The following is a 23,192-nucleotide window of genomic DNA, read 5'->3' on the forward strand; positions in this document are numbered from 1 at the left end:
CATCCTTCCGTCTTTATTTCCCCAAAACAATAGCATCTATTATACTATCAGCCACAAAATGCCAGATCTTAGAATCCTCCTGATAGGAAGCAGTTAATCTCCTGTACATGCCCATTTGTTTGTCCTTAAAGTCTTCAGCATCCTTTGCGGGGAGCTTGCTTCTTTCATCATCAACCATTTCCTGAATCTGTTTGGCACGAGGTCCCCAAACAGCTTTTTCCTTCCCCTCTTTATCTATAAAAATATAAATGGGTATTGCTCTGGATGTTCCGTTAGTCAAATATTGATCCATCAGCTCAAGGTTCTGATCCCTCAAAATAAATCGGACTTCCATTCCGGTTTCCTCTGTGATTTTTAATAAAATCGGAATATTCAGCATGGCATCTCCGCACCAATCTTCAGTGAGTACAATCACTTTGATGCCAGTGTCCCTAAATTCTGCCAATCTTGCTTTCTCTTTTTCTGATAAAGAGAAACGATCGTAAATGCCCATCATTTCATCTTTATTTACTTTCATTCCCTCAGTGTATTCTTGAAGTCTTATCCCTTTTTGAAACCAATCCAGTAATTCCATTAATAAACACTCCTTTTTTTCTAAATACCTAATTACTAATTCTGTATGGCTCCCCATCATTCCTTCTGTTTGCTGCTGCCGAATTTTGCAGAAAAACATCTTTTCCTGGGAAATTAGACAAGGAGGCTGTCGGCAAAAAACGAAGGCCGGCGAAAAACGGCCAGCCTTGTCATCAATCCATCATTCGTTTTTTGTAAACGGCGATCACGAGAGCAAACACAGCAGCAGTCCATACAATTATTGCTGCCAGATGGAACCATACATCCGCTAGGCCAGCCCCCGCTTCAACCTGATTAGCCAACTCAATCAGCTGCAGATTCGGCAAATACTCAATAAATTTTAAAACAGGATATTTTTCTATAAAAGGGGTCAAGAACGAGCCAAAGGAAAAAATCATCATAATGGGCAAAATAACAACCGATGCTTCCATGACGGATTTTGTCAGCAGCCCAAGCAATGTTCCAATTCCAATGTAGAAGACAGCAGATAGAATAATAGCCATACCAACTATTATTAGATTATCAGGATTATAACCTGTTAAAAATGCCGCGATTATGATGACGGCAATGGTGCTTATAAAACTCAATAAACTTTTCCCAAATAATATCTCCAGGGTACTTGCAGGAGACAGCATAAGTCCCCTTAATGTATTTTTCTCTTTTTCCTCAGCAATTAGTGAACACTGCACATAGGCTGCTACCAAACTAAAAATCATATTGATGACCATATAATGTGCATCGATGCCCTCAATTCCCATGCGTCCATAAATTGCGGCCATAACAAGGGGCAGGAAGACAGTAGTAGAAACATATAAATTTTTTGAAACATCTTTATAATCCTTATATAAGATGGCCATAGATCGTTTCATTGAAAAAGTCATGCTAATTTCCTCCCTGTTACTTCTACAAAAATATCTCCTAAAGTCGGTTCGTTCGAGTAGATTGAAACAATTTTATTTCCAGACATGTAATCATACACAGTTTGTGCTCCGCCAGGTCCTTTACCAACAATTACTTTGCTCCCATCGGTCAGCTCAACAGTCAATGTATGATCGGCAAATTTCCGGCGAAGCGCTTTAGGTGAATCCAGCAATTGAATAGCCCCATTATTTAAGAACGCAACGCGGTCACATAGCGTTTCAGCCTCATTCATATCGTGCGTGGTCAAAAAGATCGTGGTTCCTTTTTCTTTTAAGTCCTTTAAGCCTTTATATATATGTTTTGTATTTACTGGATCAAGTGCCGAAGTCGGTTCATCAAGAAACAGCAGCTCAGGCTGATGCAAGAATGCCCTTGCCAGTGTCACACGCTGAGTCATCCCTTTTGATAGTTTAGAAACAGCCTTCTTCTTTTCATCTATTAAATTGACCATGCCCAAAACCTCATCAATCCTCTTATCCGGTACATCATAAAGATCACAGTACAGCTTCAAATTATCATAAATTGTTAAACGGCTATATAAACCGCTATTATCAGTCAGAATTCCGATTTTCTTACGGTATTCTTCTTTCTTCAGATTGGAAGCATTAACCCCAAATACTAAAGCCTCCCCATCTGTCTGAGCTAATTGAGCGGTTAAGATTTTAATGGTAGTTGTTTTGCCGGATCCGCTTGGACCTAAAAACCCAAAAGTCTCTCCCTTTTTTACATTAAATGATACATCTTCCAGTGCCGGTTTGTCTGAAAAGTATTTTGCTAATGATTTGACCTCAATGATATTTTCCATTTTTATCCTCCTATGCAGATACGATTCGTTTTCTTTATGCATTCATCATAATCCATAGAGAAAACCCCCACACTATCTTCAAGATGAAAAGAGCTAAATGGAGGTTGAATGGAACACTACAGAGGTGGAACGGAGCTTATCTTAACCCCAGCATTTCTTTTAACTCCGCCATTTTCCCTTTTGATAAAGGGATTGATGATTTAGAAGCATCATTGAGCACCAGTGTAAAACTATTTCTCGTCCATGTCACAACCTCCCGGACCTTCTGCAAATTAACAATATAGGACCGGTGACATCTGAAGAAGCCATAGGGGTGCAGTTTTCTTTCCAGCTCTGCCAGTGTAAATACACTTGGATACACTTCACCTTTTATAAAAATATTGGATTGGCCATCGCTGCTTTCAATGTAATCAATTTCAGGCGGGTCGAATAATACGATTTTATCATTTACTTTTGTGGGGATTTTCTCGAAGCGAACGGGCTGTACCGCTGGCGTTTCTTCATTCAGCAGACCAGCATGCTGTTCCTGGGCCGCTGCTGTTTCTGCTGTATCCGCTTCATCCTGTAAAACGTCAAGCTCCTGCAGACCGGTTTCACCAAGCCTATAAACCTTGTTGGTCACTGCAAGAGCACTCTCCAAATTACCAGTTAGTATTAAAACACCTTTCCCATTTTGGCAAAGTTTCCTTATCAGTTTTATGAAGACACGCTTTGTTTCCAAATCAATATTTTGGTCAGGCTCTTCAAAAATATACAATGCAGGGTTCTGAAAAAGCATACGGCCAAAATGGACACGTCTTTTTTGTGAATAGGACAATTTTCTAACCTGTTGATTTCGCTCTGCATCCAGCTGAACAGCACGCAGCCCTTCTTCTATTGATATTTCCGATCCAAATAGGTTCTTATAAAATGAGAAGTTTTCCTTCGCCGTTAATCTTTCATATAGCCCGTCATTTAAAGAGAAGATTCCAATGTCCGCCAAAAATTTGCGTTTGTCTATCGCCGCACTAATTTCGTTAACCCTTATTTCTCCATTGGAAATCGGCATTGACCCCATGAACATACTCAATAATACATTCCTTACATTTGTATTTGTATGAACTGCTGCGGCCTCGCCTGCTGAGACCTCTAGACTAAATGGAGGAAATACAACAGTATGTTCATCATGCTCTTCTAAATTTGTTATTTTTAAAATGGCCACTTCTAATCACCTGGTTTTTTTAGATTTCATACCTGTAATTATAACGCTGAAGGACATGTAAAATATAGCTTTTCCTGGGAAATAATAGGGGTATTTGTCGAATGACAGTTATTCTTCAAACAAAAAAGGGGCATGAAACCGAATGATTTCATACCCCGATATATAGCTATCTTTTCTGAATTTCCTGCTGCAATAATTTGTTGACAAGCGGCGGGTTGGCCTGTCCTTTTGTGGCTTTCATGATTTGGCCGACAAGGAAGCCGATCGCTTTTTGTTTTCCATTTTTGAAATCCTCGATCGATTGCGGATTCGCATCAAGCGTTTCTCCGATAATCTTAAGAAGTGCACCTTCGTCCGAAATTTGGACAAGGCCTTTTTCTTTTACGATTGTTTCTGGATCTCCGCCATTTTCAACCAGTTCTTTGAAGACGGTTTTGGCAATTTTGGAAGAGATGGTGCCGTTTTCGATCAGTTTAATCATGCCGGCAAGTCCCTCTGGAGTCAGAGCTATATCGTTTAGCTCTTTTTGTTCAGCATTCAGGTATGCCGACAGCTCACCCATCACCCAGTTAGAAGCCTGCTTTGCGTCAGCTCCTGCTTGGACAGCCGCTTCAAAGAAATCGGATGTTTCTTTTGTGACTGTCAGGACAGCTGCATCATAAGCAGGAAGCCCGAGTTCTTCAATATAGCGGTTCTTTCTTTGGTCCGGAAGCTCAGGAATCTCAGCACGAATGCGCTCTTTCCACTCTTCATCAATATGGATATCAAGCAAATCAGGCTCAGGAAAATAACGATAATCATCCGAACCCTCTTTTACCCTCATTAGAATGGTTGTATTGGTTGCTTCATCATAGCGCAACGTTTCCTGCTGGATTGTACCGCCTGAACTTAGAATCTCTTCCTGCCGCTTTTCCTCGTACTCCAGTCCTTTGCGGACAAAGTTAAAGGAGTTCAGGTTCTTAAGCTCTGTCTTTGTGCCAAATTCCTCCTGGCCGACAGGACGAAGGGAGATATTCGCATCACAGCGAAGTGAACCCTCCTCCATTTTACAGTCAGAAACGCCTGTATACTGGATGATGGACTTTAGTTTCTCCAGATATGCATATGCTTCATTTGGCGTGCGGATATCCGGCTCAGATACAATCTCGATCAGCGGTGTACCCTGGCGGTTATAGTCTACAAGAGAATATCCTTTAGCATGAGACAGTTTTCCTGCATCTTCTTCAAGATGGATCCGCGTAATCCCGATTTTTTTCTTATAGCCGTCGACTTCGATCTCAATCCAGCCATGCTCGCCAATTGGCTTATCGAATTGCGAAATCTGGTAGGCTTTTGGGTTATCCGGGTAAAAATAATTCTTCCGGTCAAATTTTGTAACAGGTGCGATTTCACAATTCAGTGCCATCGCAGCTTTCATTCCGAATTCAACTGCCTTTTTATTAATGACAGGAAGCACTCCAGGGTAGCCGAGATCGACGACCGTTGTGTTTGAGTTGGGCTCAGCTCCAAAATGGTTTGGGCTGGCCGAGAATATTTTTGAATCTGTTTTTAGCTCTACGTGTACTTCAAGTCCGATAACCGTTTCGTATTTCATGAATTTCCCCCCTTACAGTCCCGGTTTTTGCTTATGGAATTCTGTAGCCTGCTCAAAAGCATGCGCTACGCGGTAAACAGTGCTTTCATCAAAATGCTTTCCGATAATCTGAAGGCCAAGCGGCAATCCATCCGCGAATCCGCAAGGTACGCTGATTCCAGGCACCCCGGCAAGGTTTACTGGAATTGTCAGAATATCGTTTGCGTACATAGTCAGCGGATCAGACGTATTTTCACCAATCTTAAAGGCAGGAGTTGGTGCTGTCGGTCCAATAATGACATCATATTTTTCAAAAACATTTTCAAAGTCTTGTTTAATCAGAGTACGAACCTTTTGTGCCTTTTTATAGTAAGCATCATAATAGCCTGAACTTAAGGCGAATGTCCCAAGCATGATGCGGCGTTTCACTTCATCACCGAAGCCTTCTGCACGAGTCTTTTTGTATAAATCGATTAAATTCTCAGGATCAGCTGTTCTATAGCCATAGCGTACGCCATCAAAGCGCGCCAGGTTTGCCGATGCCTCAGAGGAGGACAGCAGATAATACGTTGCCAGTGCATATTTCGAATGCGGCAGGGAAACTTCCTCCCATGTTGCCCCAAGTTTTTCTAACACTTTCAGGGCGTCCAGTACTGACTGGCGCACCTCTTCATTTACACCTTCAGCCAAATACTCTTTCGGAACGGCAATTCTCAGCCCCTTTACATCCCCAGTCAGGCTTTCCGCATAGCTTGGGACCTCAACATTTGCTGAAGTAGAATCCATAGGATCCACACCTGAAATTGCCTGAAGCAGATATGCGTTATCTTCAACCGTCCGTGTAATTGGCCCGATTTGATCCAGAGATGAGGCAAACGCAATCAGTCCGAATCTTGATACTGTTCCATATGTAGGCTTTAACCCAACAACTCCGCAATAAGAAGCAGGCTGTCTGATTGAGCCGCCTGTGTCTGATCCAAGAGAAAATAAAACTTCACCGGCCGCAACAGATGCAGCAGAGCCGCCGGAAGATCCCCCGGGAACTCTTTCTAAATTCCAGGGATTTCGGGTTACTTGAAAGCCTGAGTTTTCATTGGATGATCCCATTGCAAATTCATCCATATTCAGTTTACCGATTGTAATGGTTTCAGCATTATGTAATTTGGATGCAGCAGTCGCATCATAAATCGGATCAAAATTTTCAAGGATTTTACTCGCACTGGTTGTGCGCAGCCCCTTCGTTACGATGTTATCCTTCACACCGATTGGCATACCGAACAAAAGGCCTTTCGCTTCGTCCGTTCCAATTTTCCCATCCATTCTTTTAGCTGCTTCACGGGCTCTTTCTTCATCAAGCGTCAAGAAAGCCTGTACTTTGTCTTCTACTTCACCGATTCGCTTGTACGATTCGCTGACAAGATCGGTAACCGTGATTTCTTTCTTATGTAAAAGCTGATGAAGTTCCGATACCTTATGGTCAAATAAACTCACCATTTTCCCCTCCCTATTCAATAATAGACGGCACTTTTATATAGCCATCCTGATGTTCCGGCGCATTTTTCAGAACTTCTTCCTGTGGAAGCCCCTTATTCGCCTTATCTTCTCTCAATACATTCTTCATATCAAGAACATGGGATGTTGGTTCAACATGATCTGTATCAAGCTCATTCAGCAGCTCGGCAAATGAAATCATCTTGTCCAGCTGTTCGGTATAAGCAACAGCTTCTTCCTCAGTCATAGCAAGCCGCGCCAAGTGTGCAACATGCTTAACCTGATCTATTGAAATTCTCGACATTAATGCCACCTCCAAAAATTGAATACTGTCAATGCACAATTATTATGATCATACCAAACTTTCACGCGTTAAAGCAATACGCGCACACCAGCTGGTTCAGCAATCTTCTGCTTATTTTACCATGAGTTCAGTGAATTGTGTGTTTGCTTCTCTTTTTAAAGGATAAATGAAAAGCGAAACCGAATAAATGGGGATGCGAATAAGTACAGGAGGTGCGATTATGGAATTTTTCCGATTTGATTTGGATGTCAGCAGGGAAATTGCTCAATTCAGCAGCCACAATGCCAGTATCACCCCGATTATCAGGAACAAAACTGCTGCAGTTGGGTGTATCCACTTGAAGGATAATAGTGTTTTAGGCATGCATCCGGCACCTTGTCCCCAGCTATTTCTCATCGTTGACGGCGAAGGATGGGTTAAAACTGCTGGCGGTGAGCAAATTGCAATCCAAAAAGGAACCGCTGTTTATTGGTCTGAAGGCGAGGAACATGAATCAGGCTCTTACCTCGGCATGACTGCAATTGTGATTGAAGGTCCTGATTTGGATCCGCATCAGTACCTGAAGCCTTTGGGATAGAAAGCGGAACAATTGGCATTGGCGGGTAAATGCTGAAGTTTGGCGGTATCTTATTAAATTTGGCCGATAAGCTCAGCATTTCGGCCGGTATTGTAATGCTTTCCCCCAAAAATGGAGCAGCGCCGAAGACGCTGCTCATTTCCGCTTGAATAGTTTGGCAAATAGGCCGCCCTTTTTTTCTTTTTTTGCTTCTGCTTTGACTGTTTTCCTCTCCACAAAAATTTCCGGTTTATCAATCGCATAGTCATAGGCAAGAACCAGCCCGTTCTCCGAATTATGCTCCTTGTTGGTGACAATTGTATAGTCAACCTTATAGGCTGAAGCCAGTTTTATATATTTTGATAAATAGGAGTAGCTCATATTCCCATTCAGATAAAGATGAGCCTTGCTGTTGGCTTTAAGGGCCTCTTCCACCTGCGGATAGATTCCATCTTCTCTCATCTGCGGCTGCTTCAAGGCAATGACCACTCTCTCCCGAAGAGAGCCAAGAAACTTGCGGCGCTCATCAGGCTTGGTCTGTTTTTGTCCATGAATCCCCTGTTGAAGATAATCATCTATATTTTCAGCCAATTGTACATCCTCCATCCTTATATGACCTCAATGCTTTCATTGTATTCAGTATTACGCCCTATTTCAAATTTTGCCTATATAATATGTATGTTTTTGCAGCATGTACTGTGCTTGCCTTTAAAGCAAAAAATACCTCCCTTCCATGGAAGAGAGGTTCAAAATAGGAGAATGTACAGGTAAAAAAATCAAGTTACAAACGGGTAAAAATTAAGCTTCCTGCTTTTCAGTAAACTGTTCTTCCTCAGTGGATCCCTTTAAAGCAGTTGTCGAGGAGGTACCTCCAGTAATGACCATGGAAACCTGGTCAAAATAGCCGGTACCCACTTCACGCTGATGCCTTGTCGCCGTGTAGCCATGTGTTTCGCTGGCAAACTCGGCCTGCTGCAGTTCAGAGTACGCAGCCATTCCGCGGTCTTTATAGCCGCGAGCCAATTCAAACATGCTATGGTTTAGCGCATGGAATCCTGCCAAAGTAACAAACTGGAACCTGTAGCCCATTTTTCCGAGCTCTACCTGGAATTTTGCAATCGTTTCATCATCGAGCTTTTTCTTCCAATTGAATGAAGGAGAGCAATTATACGCTAACAGCTTGCCGGGGAATTTCTCATGGATTGCTTCAGCAAAGCGTCTCGCTTCATCAAGGTCCGGTTCAGATGTTTCACACCATACCAGGTCTGCATAAGGAGCATACGCCAATCCCCGAGCGATCGCTTGGTCAAGCCCAGCCTTTGTACGGAAAAAACCTTCAGGTGTGCGTTCTCCGGTAATGAAAGGTGCATCATAAGGGTCTACATCGCTGGTAATTAAGTCTGCAGCGTTGGCATCAGTCCGTGCAACAATGACAGTCGGCACGCCCATAACATCCGCTGCCAATCTTGCAGAAATTAAATTCTTAACAGCAGTCTGGGTTGGCAGCAAAACCTTTCCGCCAAGGTGTCCGCATTTCTTCTCAGAAGATAGCTGGTCCTCAAAGTGTACGCCGCCGGCACCCGATTCAATCATGCCTTTCATAAGTTCAAATACATTAAGCTGGCCGCCGAATCCTGCTTCCGCATCTGCTACAATCGGAGCGAACCAGTCAATGGAATGATCGCCTTCCATATGATGAATCTGGTCAGCTCGCTGAAGGGCCTGATTAATTCTTTTTACTACACTCGGAACACTGTTGGCCGGATATAGGCTTTGGTCCGGGTACATATTTCCGGACAGGTTCGCATCTGCAGCAACCTGCCAGCCGCTTAAGTATATGGCCTTCAGCCCAGCCTTAACCTGCTGGACAGCCTGGTTTCCCGTTAATGCTCCTAATGCATTGACGAAGTCTTCTTCATTCACAAGCTTCCACAGCTTCTCTGCACCACGGCGCGCTAATGTATGTTCAATATCAATTGACCCTCTTAATTTGATGACTTCCTCAGCCGTATACGGTCTTTCTACTCCATTCCAGCGTTCATCCATTTCCCAGCTTTCCTGTAACTGACGCACTCTTTCATCTGCCATTTGATTAAATCCTCCTTTTAATTTAGAAAATTATCATTTGAGCAAAACCCCAGTTGCAATGCAGTTCTGTATCATAACAGATATAAAATTATCAACTGTTATGATATAAATCTAAGTTGTTATAAAACAATTAATTATCTATGTTTTGTATTATATAACAGAGAATTCTTAATGGGAACCCCTTTTTAAAAAAATTTTCAAAATTTACCGCTAATTCTCTAATCTATCCAATAAAACTGCTCTTTTCGCCAACTTAATTTTATAAATTTGGATGAATAGATATGTTGATATATGTGAAATAACAGAAAATTAATGCGAAATAGCGTATTTTTATACAATTATATCTTTATAGTTTTTAAGATTTTTTGTCCCTCAACCTTTATTATGTTATGATAATAAACGTCTTTTCAAAGTGGACCATTCCCCAAACTGATTTTTCCACAAACACAAAACTGTATGTTACTGTATAAAAGGAACTTTTCTCACGTATGGTTTAATGGGGACACTAATAGAAAAACGGAGGTGAACATATGGATTTCACTATAGCGACGTGGCTTTGGCTTCTTGTTCCAATGCCATTATTAATTGTATTTTCAGGTATATCTCTATTTACTGAAAGAGGAGAGGATAAATAAACATGGATATTAATATACCAACGCTAACATCAATAATAGTCTATCTGGTTGGTATGCTTCTGATTGGCGTACTTGCTGCCAGAATGACTAAGGATTTATCTGATTATGTGTTAGGAGGAAGGCGTCTGGGACCGGGTGTCGCAGCATTGAGTGCAGGGGCTTCAGATATGAGTGGATGGCTGATGCTTGGCTTGCCTGGTGCCGTTTATTTAGGAGGTATGGGAGAGATTTGGCTTCCTATAGGGCTCTCAGTCGGCGCATATCTAAATTGGCAGTTTGTGGCCAAACCACTGCGTGTCTATACAGAGGTAGCAAACGATTCCATTACAGTACCTGGATATTTTGAAAACCGATTCCATGATACTTCGAAAATATTGCGCGTTGTATCTGCAATCGTTATTTTAATCTTTTTTACCTTTTATACTTCATCGAGCCTTGTCGGCGGGGCCATTTTATTAGAAAATTCATTTGGAATGGATTACAAGGTAGCGTTATGGGTCGGAGCAGCTGTTATCCTTTCTTATACAATCTTCGGCGGATTTCTGGCTGCCAGCTGGACGGATTTCGTTCAAGGGATTTTAATGTTCCTGGCTATGATTATTATACCGATTGCTGCCATTCAGGAGCTTGGCGGATGGAATGAGACTATGCAGACAATTGGGGCTATGGATTCTTCCTATTTAGATGTATATTCCGGTGCCCCTTTTGTTGGAGTAGCTTCACTATTAGCATGGGGATTAGGTTATTTTGGACAGCCGCATATCCTTGTCCGTTTTATGGGATTAAGATCCACCAATGATGTTCCAAAAGCACGTTTTATTGGTATGACCTGGATGATTGTTTCCTTATTCGGAGCTCTGTTTGTAGGTTTTGCCGGTATCGCCTATTTTGCAGATGCACCGCTTGCCAATTCTGAAACAGTATTTATCATGTTTTCACAAGTACTATTTAATCCATGGGTCGCTGGATTTTTATTAGCAGCCATTCTCTCAGCAATCATGAGCACCGTTGACTCTCAATTGCTCGTTTCTTCTAGTGCATTGGCACAGGATTTCTATAAATCCATCTTCAGAAGAAATGCTTCCAAAAAGGAAGAAATGATTGTTGGCAGAATTGCTGTACTGGGCATTGCCATTATTGCCATCTTCTTAGGGTATAACCCCGAAAGTAAGGTGCTGGAACTTGTCAGTTATGCTTGGGCCGGATTTGGTGCAGCCTTCGGGCCAGTTATCATCCTGAGCCTGTTCTGGAAACGCATGACACGGAATGGCGCCCTTGCCGGCATTATTGTTGGTGCCGTAACAGTAATTGTTTGGGCACAGCTTACCGGCGGATTGTTTGATTTGTATGAATTGGCGCCTGGCTTCCTATTTGCAGGTTTAGCGATCATCATCGTCAGCCTTCTGGATAAGGCACCTTCAAAAGAAGTTCAGGAGCAGTACAATCAATATAAGTCTGTCCTTAAAAATTAATTGCAGAAACCCTCTTCCTATGTGGAGAGGGTTTTTTGTATGTAAAACGGTTCTTCAATACAGTTACAGCCTTCAGCTGGCAATCAATATTTTGTGTTGCCGGCTTAATTACAAAGCCAGCAATCATTAAATTACTTCTGCTCCAAGGGTCTTTGCAAAATGCCTTAAGGCCCACTCATGGCCCTCCTGGTCAAATGATGCGACAGCATCTTTATGAATCACTATTTTAAATCCTTTATTATAAGCATCGACTGCCGTATGAAGCACGCAAATGTCGGTACATACACCGACCAGATGCACTTCCTCTACACCGCGCTCCCTCAGTTTTATCTCGAGATCGGTTCCTGCAAATGCGGAATATCTTGTTTTATCCATAAAATAAACATTCTCAGCTTCCTTGTTCGTTTCATAAACCTCCTGCAGAAACCCATAAAGATTTCTTCCGTCCGTGTTCCTGATATTATGCGGCGGGAATAAATTCGTTTCTGGGTGATGGATATCCCCTTCATCATGAACATCAATAGCAAAAACAGTGAAATGCCCATTTGCGACAAACTCTTGTGTGAGCTCTGAGATTTTCTTTTCCAGCAGCTGTCCAGGCATACCGCATGTCAGGGCACCGTCCTCAGCTACAAAATCATTTGTGTAATCGATATTAATCAAAGCTTTGTTTGGCATTTTGCATCACTCCAATCTAAAGGTCTATTTTCATCATAAACTTTAAAGTGCTGAATATCCAAGAACAAAAGCGGAAGCGCCTTGATCAGATGAACTCCAACTAAAAACCTCCACGTCCTGTGGCGAACGTTGAAGCCAGCACATCCTGTGCAAGTCCGACAGGCATAAGACGAATCACGCGGGAAACCTCCCAATTACTTTGGTCGGGCGATGTATCGCTGCCGAAGCATTCCTTGTCCTGATTTCTGGAGTGATTGTGATTGGGCTTATGACCTGAGGGGCTAGGCGCTGGAGCTGGATGCAGATAATTTTTCCACAAAGTTATTTGCATCATTATATTTTATAACTTCCTAAACAATAAAAAAGGAACAGCAACCAAGTTGCTGTTCCCGCCTCCAATCGGAGGTTTATTAATACATTTCAGATGTAGTCTTCGCCTGCATGTGCAGAAGAATGTAGTCAGGGCCGCCCGCTTTGGAGTCAGTTCCGGACATGTTGAATCCGCCGAATGGCTGGTATCCAACGATCGCACCTGTACAGCCGCGGTTGAAGTATAAGTTTCCAACATGGAAATCTTCGCGTGCTTTTTGGATGTGCTCACGGTTCTGCGTAATCACAGCTCCTGTTAAGCCGTACTCTGTGTTGTTTGCGATTTCAAGCGCATGGTCGAAATCTTTTGCTTTTGTGAAGCCAACGACCGGCCCAAAGATTTCTTCCTGCATTAAACGTGCATCTGGGGCAAGGTCAGCGAATACAGTCGGCTTGATGAAGAAGCCTTTGGAGCTGTCTCCCTCTCCGCCTGTCATCAGCTTGCCTTCTTCTTTGCCGATTTCGATGTAGCTCATAATCTTATCAAATGCACCCTGGTCAATCACAGGACCCATGTAGTTGCTTTGATCTTCCGGATTGCCCTGTGTCAATTCGTTTGTCAGCTCGACAACGCGGTTTAACACTTGATTGTATACATCTTCTACAATGATTGCACGTGAACATGCAGAGCACTTCTGGCCGGAGAAACCGAATGCAGAAGCCACGATAGAAGTAGCAGCCAGCTCAAGATCTGCTTCTTTGTCCACAACAATTGTGTCTTTACCGCCCATTTCTGCGATTACACGCTTCAGCCAGATTTGGCCTTCGTTTAACTTGGACGCGCGTTCGTTGATGCGAAGTCCAACGTCACGTGAACCTGTGAATGAGATGAAGCGAGTGTCTTTATGGTCAACTAAATAGTCGCCCACTTCTGCACCGCTGCCCGGCACGAAGTTCAGAACACCCTTCGGAAGACCCGCTTCTTCCATCACTTCTACGAATTTCGCAGCCACAATCGGTGTTGTAGAAGCTGGTTTTAATAGTACTGTGTTTCCTGCCACAATTGCCGCAACGGTTGTGCCGGCCATGATTGCAAGCGGGAAGTTCCAAGGAGAGATGATGATGCCCACCCCTAATGGAATGTAGTCATAACGGTTATATTCATTCGGACGGCTGTTTACTGGAACACCGTCTTTAATTGTTAAAATTTGGCGCGCATAGTATTCAAGGAAGTCGATTGCTTCCGCAGTATCAGCATCTGACTCGTTCCAAGGCTTTCCTGCTTCTTTTGTTAGAAGGGCAGAAAACTCATGCTTGCGGCGGCGGATAATTGCAGCAGCTTTGAATAAAACATCTGCGCGTGTTTCCGGCTTCACTTTTCTCCATGTTTTGAACGCTTCAACTGCAGCCTGCATCGCTTTTTCCGCAAGCTCGCGGTTTGCCTTTGAAACACGGCCAACTACTTCTTCTTTATTAGAAGGATTGATTGATACAATTTTATCTTCAGTAGAAATGCGCTCTCCGCCAATTAAAAGATCATAATCCTGGCCCAAATAGCTTTCTACAGTTTGTAAACCCTTTAAATATGCTTCACGATTTTCTTCTTCTTTAAAATTCGTGAATGGCTCATGCTTATAAGGTTGTACCATTTTTACCGCCTCCTGAGTGTACAAATATCAAACGCCAGATCGTAGCGCCCCGTCCCGTTTTATAAACATGCTGGACAAGGTCTGCTATTTTCTTAAAACGTTTTCATCCAAACACTATATTAACACGAAAATAACATTATCTTCAAACATTCTCCGCTGATGTTATATATTAACATCCATTGATAGAAATTACGGTTTCACTTAGAACGATAAGGGGTTGAAGCTTCTTAGGTCAGGTATTGGATAAAACTGTTATATAAAAAATTCTAGTACTGTTATTCTTATTCTTTAGAAGGGAGATCATTTTTCCTAACTTCTTTATCATTTTACAGCTATGACCTTTTTATGGAGACCCTTATTCTTGCTACTCTTCCTATTGGGTCGCCATTGTCCTCTATGGTGACCATTTTTCTCGAGCTTCTTCCTTTTTCGTCTTCATGAATCCTCTATGATGACCATTTTCCTCGAGCTTCTTCCTTTTTCGTCTTCATGAAGACTCTATGACGACCATTTTTCTTGAGCCTCCTCCTTTTTCGTCTTCATGAAGACTCTATGGCGACCATTTTCCTCGAGCTTCTTCCTCTTTCGTCTTCATGAAGCCTCTATGACGACCATTTTTCTTGAGCCTCCTCCTTTTTCGTCTTCATGAAGCCTCTATGGCGACCATTTTCCTTGAGCTTCTTCCTTTTTCGTCTTCATGAAGCCTCTATGACGACCATTTTTCTTGAGCCTCCTCCTTTTTCGTCTTCATGAAGCCTCTATGGCGACCATTTTTCTCGAGCTTCTTCCTTTTTCGTCTTCATGAAGCCTCTATGACGACCATTTTTCTCAAACCGCTTCCAATTTCGTCGCCATGCCCGCAATCCTCTCTCCTTAAATTTAAAAAACCCAGAAGGTGCATCCTCTGCACTTCTGGGTACCCTAGTTCTATTGATAGATATGGACAAAAGGTTCGCTTTGGTCTGCTTTCCGGACTACGAGCGCTTCCGGGCCGTTGACGGATGAGATATTCACCTGGACTGAGATGTATTCAGGGAAGTGTTTGACAACAAGCCCTGTTACATATTGCGTAAATCCAATCGCTTCTGCTTTTCCATAGAATTGAATGGGGATATCAATATTGACTTCCTGCAATTGGTCCTGAGCGTAGAAGGCTTTACCGATAACTCCATTGAAGTTCGGGAAGTAGGTTTCTACATCCTGTTTAAAGTTAAGAAAAGCCGTTAAATCATCACGATGATTTTTTTCAGCCGTGTTTGAAGGAAAAAGGACATATTTCTCGCTGACATCTTCCCATCCGCCTAGCTTGGTGCTTCCTTTGTCTGCCGTAGCGTATGCAAAGAAGCTTCCTGGCACAACCGAGGTTCTTGCTTGCTGTTCAAACAAAGCAATGGTTACCGGCACATCTTTCAGGCCTTTGATTTGCCGTACTCTCTGCAGTACTTCTTCAGCCAGCTTTTGACCTTCTCGTTCAATGACATCATGGTCAATCTTTGTTTCGAAAGTGGCGCCATATTGTTCCTTTTGATAATAATGGACAGAGTTCATGGCAAGGCCAATGACAACACCCCCGAGCCCCACTTTTCCATCATCATTTTTCAGCAAATAGTTGTGTTCAAGAATATGGGCAAGGTAGATCGGGCTTTTTTCATTGTTTTTTTCAATATCTCCGCCATCAGCGATCATTGGATTTAAGCCGATATTGTCTTCTGCTTTCATCTCGCGTTCCTTCAGCTGAGCGTCAGTGAATTTACGGTTTAGCCAGGCCTGGACTGTGGCTCTTTTTAGATACTGTCCTTCCTGGAATAAATATTTATCAGGATCAAACGTGTTTTGCGCAACTCGCATAAGTCCTGTCTCAAATTCATTGATATCATATTTGGTGCTTACATTATTGACCACGAGACCTCTGGATTCACTTGGTTCAAAAGGCAGCAGTGTTCGATAATACTTTTCAGAAATTTTATAGTTCGGAATGATTGCCTTATCCTCTTCGTTCTTGTCTTCCTGAACAACTTCCTCCTGCTTATTAAAATTGGGCGCACAGCCTGCAAGCAGAAGGGTTAGGGATAAAGCAAGCATCATCAGTTTTTTCACGGAGCTTACACCCTCTTACTTAATTTAATTCTTCAACCAGTCTCTCCTCGTTCCAAACCTCTACTCCAAGTTCCTGGGCCTTCGTCAGTTTGGATCCAGCGTCTTCTCCGGCGATTACAACATCTGTTTTCTTGCTGACGCTTCCGGAAACTTTGCCGCCAAGCGCCTCTATTTTTTCTTTTGCTTCATTCCGGCTCATCATTTCAAGCTTTCCTGTCAGAACCACTGTTTTCCCTGCAAAAAAGCTATCCGAGTTTTCCGCCGAAACAGGCTTTGGCCCATTGTAAGCCATGTTGACTCCTGCTGCTTTCAGCTCGGCAATCAGTTCATGGGCTTCTTCCTGTTCAAAGAAAGAAACAATGGAATCAGCCATTTTTTCACCAATTTCATTGATAGCTGTTAAATTGTCCCTTGATGCTTTTTCAAGTGCTTCCATATGGCCAAACTCCTGGGCCAGCGTTTTGGCTGCCTTTGCGCCAACATGGCGGATTCCCAGACCAAATAAAAGCTTTTCCAATGAGTTGCCCTTGGAGTTTTCAATTGCCTGAATGAGATTATTTACTGACTTTTCACCCATCCTCTCGAGCTGGATGAGCTGTTCATACGTTAATTTATAGATATCTGCCACATCTTTAATCAGATTTTCGGCAAATAATTGGCTGATCACCTTTTCACCAAGGCCATCAATGTTCATGGCGTTGCGGGAAACAAAGTGAATTAGGCCTTCCCTGATCTGGGCCGGGCACTTTGGATTAATGCAGCGCAATGCCACTTCACCATCAAGGCGGACCAGTTCGCTTTCGCACTCAGGGCAATGTGTCGGCATGCTAAAATCCTGCTCCTCACCCGTTCTCCTGTCAGCTAATACATTTACAACTTCAGGGATAATATCTCCTGCTTTTTTCACAACGACCTGATCGCCAATTTTAATATCTTTTTCACGAATTAAATCTTCGTTGTGCAGGGATGCCCTTTGGACAGTCGTTCCGGCAACACGGACAGGCTCCAGAAGCGCAGTTGGCGTTACTACGCCAGTTCGTCCCACGCTTAATTCAATATCCCTTAATGTGGTAACAACCTCTTCTGCAGGGAATTTATAAGCGATGGCCCAGCGTGGGCTTTTTGCCGTAGTGCCGAGCTGCTCCTGTGATTCCAGTGAATCGACTTTAATAACGATGCCATCAATATCATAAGACAGATTCGGGCGTTTGTCAGTCCATCCTTGCACATAATCAATGACTTCCTCAATGCTTTCACATCTTTTGCGCTCTTTATTCGTTTTGAATCCCAGGCTATCCAAATAATTCAGGCCTTCGCTATGAGAGACGATTCCAGTATCCCCTGCATTCGCTATGCCATATACAAATATATCCAGATTACGCTTCGCCGCAAGGCGCGGATCAAGCTGTCTCAATGAACCCGCTGCTGCATTCCTTGGATTTGCAAAAGGTTCTTCCCCATTCTCTTCTTTTGCTTTATTCAGTTTCTCAAAAGAACGCCTTGGCATGAAGGCCTCACCGCGCACTTCCATTGTGACGTTCTCTTTCAGCCGAAGAGGAATGGAGCGGATGGTTTTTAAGTTTGCTGTGATATTTTCACCAATGGATCCGTCACCGCGCGTGGCACCGAGAATAAATAAACCATCCTCATAACGCAGGGAGACAGCCAGTCCATCGATTTTCAATTCACATACATAAGAAACATTTTCACCTGCACCCTGGCGGACACGGCGGTCAAAATCTCTTAAGTCCTGTTCATTAAAGGCATTGCCCAAACTGAGCATCTGTGACTGATGCTCCACTTTCTCAAACATATCAAGGATTTCCCCTCCAACCCGCTGTGTTGGAGAATCTTCTGTTTTCAGCTCGGGAAATTTCTCTTCAAGCTCAATAAGGTCCCTCATCAGCCTATCGTATTCAGCATCCGGAACAGACGGCTGATCAAGAACATGGTACTCATAATTATACTGATTCAAAAGGTTGTGCAGATCTTTCACCTTTTTTTCTGCCAATTGAAGGTCCATACATTCAACCCTTTCTATAATCCTTTAAAAGACGCCCTGGCAGGCTGCATTCTATGATTATGCCTTTGTAATCGGTGCAAATTTGGCCAGCAGACGTTTAATGCCAACTGGTTTCGGGAATGCAATATCCAGCTCTGTTCCTTCGCCGGAGCCTTTTACACTGACAACTGTACCTGTTCCCCATTTTCCGTGCTGGGCTTTGTCGCCGACTTTCCAGTCAATGTCATCTCCGCCTGTGTTCGATGCAGATGGACGCACCACTGCTTTCCGCTGAGGCTGTGCTCCTCTTGAAGCAGAAGGAGATCCAAACGGTGATGATCCAAATGGAGACGGCTTTTTAGCAGGTTCAAGGCCATCCAGCAAATCAGCAGGAATTTCTTTGATGAATCGGGATGGCGGATTCATATTCGTGCGTCCAAATAAAGTACGCATTTGAGCGTTCGTAATGAAGAGCTCCTCTTCTGCCCTAGTGATTCCCACATAAGCAAGACGGCGCTCCTCTTCCATTTCCGATTCTTCCATTAGAGAACGGCTGTGCGGGAATACACCTTCTTCAAGTCCAAGTAAAAAGACAACAGGGAACTCAAGTCCTTTTGCTGAGTGAAGTGTCATAAGAACAACTGATTCAGCTTTTTCGCCATCATCATCCAATTTATCAATGTCAGCCACAAGAGCCAGATCAGTCAAAAATGCGATAAGCGATTTATCTTCGCTGGCTTCTTCAAAGTTTTTCGTAACGGAAAGGAATTCATCAATATTTTCAAGACGGCTCTGTGCTTCAATGGACTTCTCGGCAATAAGCATATCGCGGTAGCCTGATTTCTCCAGCAGCTCTTCCACAAGTTCTGTCACAGATAAGTATTCCTGCATTTGTGTATAGTTTTTAACCAAATCCCTGAATTCAATAGCCCCTTTTGTAATTTTCGGGCTCAGCCCAATCAGTTCAATGGACTCAAGAGCTTCAAACATGCTCATCTCGTGAAGCTGAGCAAAGTTGGCGATTTTATCAACCGATCCGGAGCCGATTCCGCGTTTTGGCACATTGATAACACGCTGAAGGCTGATATCATCATCCGGATTTGCAATCAGACGCAGGTAAGCAAGGATGTCCTTAATTTCTTTGCGATCGTAGAACTTGATGCCGCCGACAATGGAATATTCAATGTTCGACTTTAACAGCACTTCCTCCATTACACGGGACTGTGCGTTTGTGCGGTACAAGATAGCAATATCCGAAAAGCTTCGCTTGCCGCTGCTGATATATTCTTTAATTTTGCCTGCAACAAACTGCGCTTCTCCCTGTTCGCTGTCGGCACGATAGTAGAAAATTTTATTGCCTTCTGCGTTTTCGGTCCAGAGGTTTTTTGGCTTTCTATTGAGGTTCTTGCTGATGACTTCGTTCGCAGCCAGCAGAATCCTTTTTGTTGAACGGTAATTTTGTTCGAGCATAATAGCCTGTGCATTCGGGTAATCCTTTTCAAAAGAAAGGATGTTGGCTATATCCGCACCGCGCCATTTATAGATGGACTGATCAGAATCACCAACGACACACAGATTCTTAAAACGGCTTGCCAAAAGCTTGACCAGCATATACTGCGCTCTGTTAGTATCCTGGTACTCATCCACATGAATGTACTGGAATTTGCGCTGATAATATTCAAGCACTTCCGGCACCCTCTGGAACAGCTGAATCGTGATCATAATAAGATCATCAAAATCAAGCGCCTGGTTGCGTCTTAGTCTCTTTTGGTACTCTGTATATACATCACTTGCAACCTGCTGAATATAATCTCCTGCTGTTTTCGCATACTCTTCAGGGGTAATTAATTCATTTTTTGCCGAGCTGATGGACCCCAGGATAGCACGCGGATCAAATTTCTTTGGATCCAGGTTTTTATCCTTTAGGATTGATTTAATCACCGATTGCTGATCTGTTGAATCCAGAATCGTAAAATTGCGGTTATAGCCAATACGGTCAATATCTCTTCTTAAGATCCGCACGCACATGGAGTGGAACGTCGAAATCCAGATTTCATCTGCTGCTCCGCCCATCATGTTATGAATACGGTCACGCATTTCACGGGCTGCTTTGTTTGTAAAGGTGATTGCCAGAATATTGTAGGGGTTAACACCCTTTTCTACCATTAAGTAAGCAATCCTGTGAGTAAGCACTCTTGTCTTTCCGCTTCCCGCTCCTGCCATTATAAGAAGTGGTCCGTCTGTTGCTTTTACCGCATTTTGCTGCTGCGGATTCAGTCCGTTCAATAATTTATCCGTTAAAAATTGCATTCCTTCTCTTCACCACCATAGAAACATATGTTCTTATAATCTATTTTATCTTTTTTTATAATCATCAGCAACTGAATTAAGCGCGAACAGCTTCGACAGTAGACAATGCAGCGTGCAGATCATCGTAAATGATATTTCCGACCACAATTACGTCTGCATGCTCTGCCATTTCACTTGCCTGCTCTGCATTCACGATGCCTCCGCCGTAAAATAATACGGTTTCTTCAAGCGTATTTTTCACCTCTGCGACCACATCAGCGTCTCCGTACTTTCCGCTGTATTCCAGATAGAAGATTGGAAGGCTGAACATCTTCTCTGCCATCATGGCATATGCCCTTACCTCATCCAATGATAAATCTGTCCGTGAATTGGTAACGTGTGCCGCTTTACATTCTTCATTCAAGATGCAATAACCCTGAACCAGAATTTCTTCCCAATTCATAATATCCCCATATTCTTTTACAGCTTCCTGATGAAGGCCTGTAATCCACTTTACGTCGCGGCTGTTAAGGACTGTCGGAATAAAATATAAGTCAAAGCCCGGAGTAATCGAATCAATGGTTGAAACTTCCAGCACACAAGGAACAGTATATCGGCGGATGCGGGCCATTAAATCCAGCACCTTTTCCAGAGTGACTCCGTCCGTTCCGCCCACAATAATCGCGTCTGTTCCTGACTCACAAATCATTTCCAGGTTTTCATCTGATATATTTTTATCCGGATCGAGCTTAAAAACGTGGCTCCATTCGCGAACATCATACATGCAAAATTGCCTCCATTCTATCATTCCATTTCATCATTATATCATTTAAGATTGGGAATAAAAAATAAAAGCTGAAGCGCCTCGAACAGCCCCAACAAGCGCTGGCCGACTAAAAACGCCACGTCCTGCGGCAACGCCGGCACTAGCACATCCTGTACGTCGGAAGGCCAGTGGATGAAGTCGTTTTTTTGACTTCATCCACTGGCCTGAAGCGACCTCGATAGGCTGGGCGCTGAAGCTGGATAAAAAAGAAAAGCGGGAAGTCTTTATGAGGTGGAAAAAATTAATAGGGAAGACAAAGAAAAAAACCGCGGGAACAGCCCCATCGGTTTAAGCAAAAGGAATATTTACGCTTTTTCAGCTTCTTCTTCTTTTATTCTTTCCAATGCCATTTCATAAGCATCATTTCCATAATTGAGGCATCGTTTCACACGGGAAATGGTTGCCGTGCTTGCACCCGTTTCTGTTTCGATTTTATGATATGTTTTGCCTTCACGAAGCATGCGTGCCACTTCCAGACGCTGAGCCAGGGACTGTATTTCATTTACTGTACATAAGTCATCAAAGAAGCGATAGCACTCTTCCAGGTCTTTTAAAGATAAAACAGACTTAAATAACTGATCCAGTTCTTTGCCTCTTAGCTTATCAATTTGCATATATTTGCATACCCCTTTATTGTAATAGTTTTGTACATAATTATTGTTTATCTTCAAAGGAAACCGTTTGCTCAAGGCCCGGGCTTGATGGAACGATGTTGATCCAGGTCTTTCCTGGCACCAGGCCAGCCTGTTTTCCATTCAATACAGGAAGAATTCGCCCGTCAATATTTTTCCATTCTGCTTCTGTCACTTTCCCTTTTTGCAGGAGATACCCTTTCCCCCCAGAAGTTAAGTTAATATCACGGCGGCCCGAGCTGTCAACCACTTTATGCTCTGCTTCTGCAATGAAGATGTTATCAAGCAGTACAGGTTCGCCGGATTTGTAATCAGATGTAAGTTCGCCATTGGAATGCCTTTTGTATTTCTCCAGTCCCGCATCATATTCATAGATGACATTGAATAATTCATTGTCCAAGTAGGAGATCATGGCAGAGTCAGCATCCTCGCCCTGAATAGCCTTTGCATCTTCCTTCGACAGAAAATCTAGAGATTCAGGTTCGTCTTCCATCGCATAATTTCTTTCTTTTGCACCCTTCAGCACATTTTCGAATGAAATATAGGAGTTATGCGGAGCCTGGCGGAAGCTTTCCCGTTTAAACAATGTACCGTCATATTGCATTCCATTCAGATTATCAATATAGCCCTGATCCAGCAATTCTTTGGCTTCCGGACTATAGCCATGGGCAATGTAGAGGCTGTCATAGCCTTTAGCCAGCTCAATATAATAATCCCTCGAACTTCTGACCGGCCCTATCATTTCAGGCTGCTCGCTTTGAAAAATAGCAAGGAAACGGGTCACATCCCCTTCTGCCAGCATTTCATAGACGACATCAGCCTGGTTAATCCCGGATTGCGGACGGGCTTTTGGATGATTGTTGATCATCACCGCCACAGCCCTTCCATCCACCTCGGTTTCCGATCCGAAGCCTGTGAGCGGATATTGAAATGGAAATTCTTTATCAGAGCTGACCCCTTTTGTGGCTTCTTCCGCTTTTTCCGTATCCTGCTTTTCAGGCTCTTCAGCTTTTTCTTTGCTGCAGCCAGAAACTAAAAGCATTGCCGCCGCTGATACAGCTATCCATCTTTTTAGCATTTAGCACCCCTGT

The 23,192-nt window shown here is 43.1% G+C and carries 19 protein-coding genes; 2 read left to right on the plus strand and 17 right to left on the minus strand.

Annotated elements, in window-relative coordinates; all coding sequences use genetic code 11:
* Nucleotides 1-13: 13 nt before the first annotated feature.
* The 7 genes from QUF73_15785 to gatC form a co-directional block, all read right to left on the minus strand.
* On the minus strand, nucleotides 14-574 hold the full coding sequence (locus QUF73_15785; protein ID MDM5227643.1) for a thioredoxin family protein: 561 nt from the start codon (nucleotides 572-574) through the stop codon (nucleotides 14-16).
* A gap of 172 nt (nucleotides 575-746) precedes the next feature.
* Nucleotides 747-1,454 carry an ABC transporter permease gene (locus QUF73_15790; protein MDM5227644.1) on the minus strand — a complete coding sequence of 236 codons (708 nt, stop codon included), beginning with the start codon at nucleotides 1,452-1,454 and terminating at the stop codon, nucleotides 747-749.
* Complete coding sequence (locus QUF73_15795; protein ID MDM5227645.1) at nucleotides 1,451-2,299, minus strand: ABC transporter ATP-binding protein; 849 nt, start codon at nucleotides 2,297-2,299, stop codon at nucleotides 1,451-1,453. The genes QUF73_15790 and QUF73_15795 overlap by 4 nt, the downstream gene beginning before the upstream one ends.
* Nucleotides 2,300-2,435: 136 nt before the next feature.
* Nucleotides 2,436-3,500 (minus strand): LytTR family transcriptional regulator DNA-binding domain-containing protein, encoded by a 1,065-nt coding sequence (locus QUF73_15800; GenBank protein ID MDM5227646.1) that lies wholly within the window; start codon nucleotides 3,498-3,500, stop codon nucleotides 2,436-2,438.
* A gap of 166 nt (nucleotides 3,501-3,666) precedes the next feature.
* Nucleotides 3,667-5,094, minus strand: a complete 1,428-nt coding sequence (gene gatB / locus QUF73_15805) for an Asp-tRNA(Asn)/Glu-tRNA(Gln) amidotransferase subunit GatB (protein MDM5227647.1) — start codon at nucleotides 5,092-5,094, stop codon at nucleotides 3,667-3,669.
* Nucleotides 5,095-5,106: 12 nt separating this feature from the next.
* A complete protein-coding gene (gatA, locus tag QUF73_15810; GenBank protein ID MDM5227648.1) occupies nucleotides 5,107-6,564 on the minus strand; it encodes an Asp-tRNA(Asn)/Glu-tRNA(Gln) amidotransferase subunit GatA in 1,458 nt (485 codons plus the stop codon).
* Between the two features lie 13 nt (nucleotides 6,565-6,577).
* Nucleotides 6,578-6,868 carry an Asp-tRNA(Asn)/Glu-tRNA(Gln) amidotransferase subunit GatC gene (gene gatC / locus QUF73_15815; protein MDM5227649.1) on the minus strand — a complete coding sequence of 97 codons (291 nt, stop codon included), beginning with the start codon at nucleotides 6,866-6,868 and terminating at the stop codon, nucleotides 6,578-6,580.
* Nucleotides 6,869-7,088: 220 nt separating this feature from the next.
* On the opposite strand from gatC, the gene QUF73_15820 reads away from it, so the two are divergent.
* Nucleotides 7,089-7,445, plus strand: a complete 357-nt coding sequence (locus tag QUF73_15820; GenBank protein ID MDM5227650.1) for a cupin — start codon at nucleotides 7,089-7,091, stop codon at nucleotides 7,443-7,445.
* A gap of 135 nt (nucleotides 7,446-7,580) precedes the next feature.
* Here the strand turns inward: QUF73_15820 and QUF73_15825 are convergent, their stop codons facing one another.
* Both QUF73_15825 and aceA read right to left on the minus strand, forming a co-directional pair.
* Nucleotides 7,581-8,015 carry a YueI family protein gene (locus QUF73_15825; GenBank protein ID MDM5227651.1) on the minus strand — a complete coding sequence of 145 codons (435 nt, stop codon included), beginning with the start codon at nucleotides 8,013-8,015 and terminating at the stop codon, nucleotides 7,581-7,583.
* A gap of 207 nt (nucleotides 8,016-8,222) precedes the next feature.
* Entirely contained in the window at nucleotides 8,223-9,512 is a 1,290-nt protein-coding gene (gene aceA, locus QUF73_15830) for an isocitrate lyase (GenBank protein MDM5227652.1), read from the minus strand.
* Nucleotides 9,513-10,149: 637 nt separating this feature from the next.
* On the opposite strand from aceA, the gene putP reads away from it, so the two are divergent.
* Nucleotides 10,150-11,619, plus strand: a complete 1,470-nt coding sequence (gene putP, locus QUF73_15835) for a sodium/proline symporter PutP (protein MDM5227653.1) — start codon at nucleotides 10,150-10,152, stop codon at nucleotides 11,617-11,619.
* Between the two features lie 126 nt (nucleotides 11,620-11,745).
* Here the strand turns inward: putP and QUF73_15840 are convergent, their stop codons facing one another.
* From QUF73_15840 to QUF73_15875, 8 genes are all read right to left on the minus strand, one after another.
* Nucleotides 11,746-12,297 (minus strand): isochorismatase family cysteine hydrolase, encoded by a 552-nt coding sequence (locus tag QUF73_15840; protein ID MDM5227654.1) that lies wholly within the window; start codon nucleotides 12,295-12,297, stop codon nucleotides 11,746-11,748.
* Nucleotides 12,298-12,707: 410 nt separating this feature from the next.
* Nucleotides 12,708-14,255 (minus strand): L-glutamate gamma-semialdehyde dehydrogenase, encoded by a 1,548-nt coding sequence (gene pruA, locus QUF73_15845; GenBank protein MDM5227655.1) that lies wholly within the window; start codon nucleotides 14,253-14,255, stop codon nucleotides 12,708-12,710.
* Between the two features lie 927 nt (nucleotides 14,256-15,182).
* Nucleotides 15,183-16,352 carry a CamS family sex pheromone protein gene (locus tag QUF73_15850; GenBank protein ID MDM5227656.1) on the minus strand — a complete coding sequence of 390 codons (1,170 nt, stop codon included), beginning with the start codon at nucleotides 16,350-16,352 and terminating at the stop codon, nucleotides 15,183-15,185.
* Nucleotides 16,353-16,371: 19 nt separating this feature from the next.
* Nucleotides 16,372-18,375: an NAD-dependent DNA ligase LigA gene (gene ligA, locus QUF73_15855; GenBank protein MDM5227657.1), complete on the minus strand. Its 2,004-nt coding sequence runs from the start codon at nucleotides 18,373-18,375 to the stop codon at nucleotides 16,372-16,374.
* Between the two features lie 57 nt (nucleotides 18,376-18,432).
* Nucleotides 18,433-20,664 carry a DNA helicase PcrA gene (gene pcrA / locus QUF73_15860; GenBank protein MDM5227658.1) on the minus strand — a complete coding sequence of 744 codons (2,232 nt, stop codon included), beginning with the start codon at nucleotides 20,662-20,664 and terminating at the stop codon, nucleotides 18,433-18,435.
* 76 nt (nucleotides 20,665-20,740) lie between these two features.
* Entirely contained in the window at nucleotides 20,741-21,427 is a 687-nt protein-coding gene (locus QUF73_15865) for a heptaprenylglyceryl phosphate synthase (GenBank protein ID MDM5227659.1), read from the minus strand.
* Nucleotides 21,428-21,774: 347 nt separating this feature from the next.
* Nucleotides 21,775-22,083, minus strand: coding sequence for a YerC/YecD family TrpR-related protein (locus tag QUF73_15870; protein MDM5227660.1), 309 nt, complete (start codon nucleotides 22,081-22,083; stop codon nucleotides 21,775-21,777).
* 40 nt (nucleotides 22,084-22,123) lie between these two features.
* A complete protein-coding gene (locus QUF73_15875; protein MDM5227661.1) occupies nucleotides 22,124-23,179 on the minus strand; it encodes a DUF3048 domain-containing protein in 1,056 nt (351 codons plus the stop codon).
* Nucleotides 23,180-23,192 lie beyond the last annotated feature (13 nt).

This window comes from Cytobacillus sp. NJ13 (assembly GCA_030348385.1).
Taxonomy (GTDB): Bacteria; Bacillota; Bacilli; order Bacillales; family Cytobacillaceae; genus Cytobacillus.

Excerpts from the sequence above, each read along its gene's own strand:
- QUF73_15865 (MDM5227659.1), bottom strand. The coding sequence starts at position 21,427 with ATGTATGATGTTCGCGAATGGAGCCACGTTTTTAAGCTCGATCCGGAT.
- pruA (MDM5227655.1), bottom strand. The coding sequence starts at position 14,255 with ATGGTACAACCTTATAAGCATGAGCCATTCACGAATTTTAAAGAAGAA.
- QUF73_15790 (MDM5227644.1), bottom strand. The coding sequence starts at position 1,454 with ATGACTTTTTCAATGAAACGATCTATGGCCATCTTATATAAGGATTAT.
- putP (MDM5227653.1), top strand. The coding sequence starts at position 10,150 with ATGGATATTAATATACCAACGCTAACATCAATAATAGTCTATCTGGTT.
- aceA (MDM5227652.1), bottom strand. The coding sequence starts at position 9,512 with ATGGCAGATGAAAGAGTGCGTCAGTTACAGGAAAGCTGGGAAATGGAT.
- QUF73_15785 (MDM5227643.1), bottom strand. The coding sequence starts at position 574 with ATGGAATTACTGGATTGGTTTCAAAAAGGGATAAGACTTCAAGAATAC.
- gatB (MDM5227647.1), bottom strand. The coding sequence starts at position 5,094 with ATGAAATACGAAACGGTTATCGGACTTGAAGTACACGTAGAGCTAAAA.
- QUF73_15795 (MDM5227645.1), bottom strand. The coding sequence starts at position 2,299 with ATGGAAAATATCATTGAGGTCAAATCATTAGCAAAATACTTTTCAGAC.
- ligA (MDM5227657.1), bottom strand. The coding sequence starts at position 18,375 with ATGGACCTTCAATTGGCAGAAAAAAAGGTGAAAGATCTGCACAACCTT.
- gatC (MDM5227649.1), bottom strand. The coding sequence starts at position 6,868 with ATGTCGAGAATTTCAATAGATCAGGTTAAGCATGTTGCACACTTGGCG.
- QUF73_15820 (MDM5227650.1), top strand. The coding sequence starts at position 7,089 with ATGGAATTTTTCCGATTTGATTTGGATGTCAGCAGGGAAATTGCTCAA.
- QUF73_15875 (MDM5227661.1), bottom strand. The coding sequence starts at position 23,179 with ATGCTAAAAAGATGGATAGCTGTATCAGCGGCGGCAATGCTTTTAGTT.
- QUF73_15870 (MDM5227660.1), bottom strand. The coding sequence starts at position 22,083 with ATGCAAATTGATAAGCTAAGAGGCAAAGAACTGGATCAGTTATTTAAG.
- QUF73_15840 (MDM5227654.1), bottom strand. The coding sequence starts at position 12,297 with ATGCCAAACAAAGCTTTGATTAATATCGATTACACAAATGATTTTGTA.
- pcrA (MDM5227658.1), bottom strand. The coding sequence starts at position 20,664 with ATGCAATTTTTAACGGATAAATTATTGAACGGACTGAATCCGCAGCAG.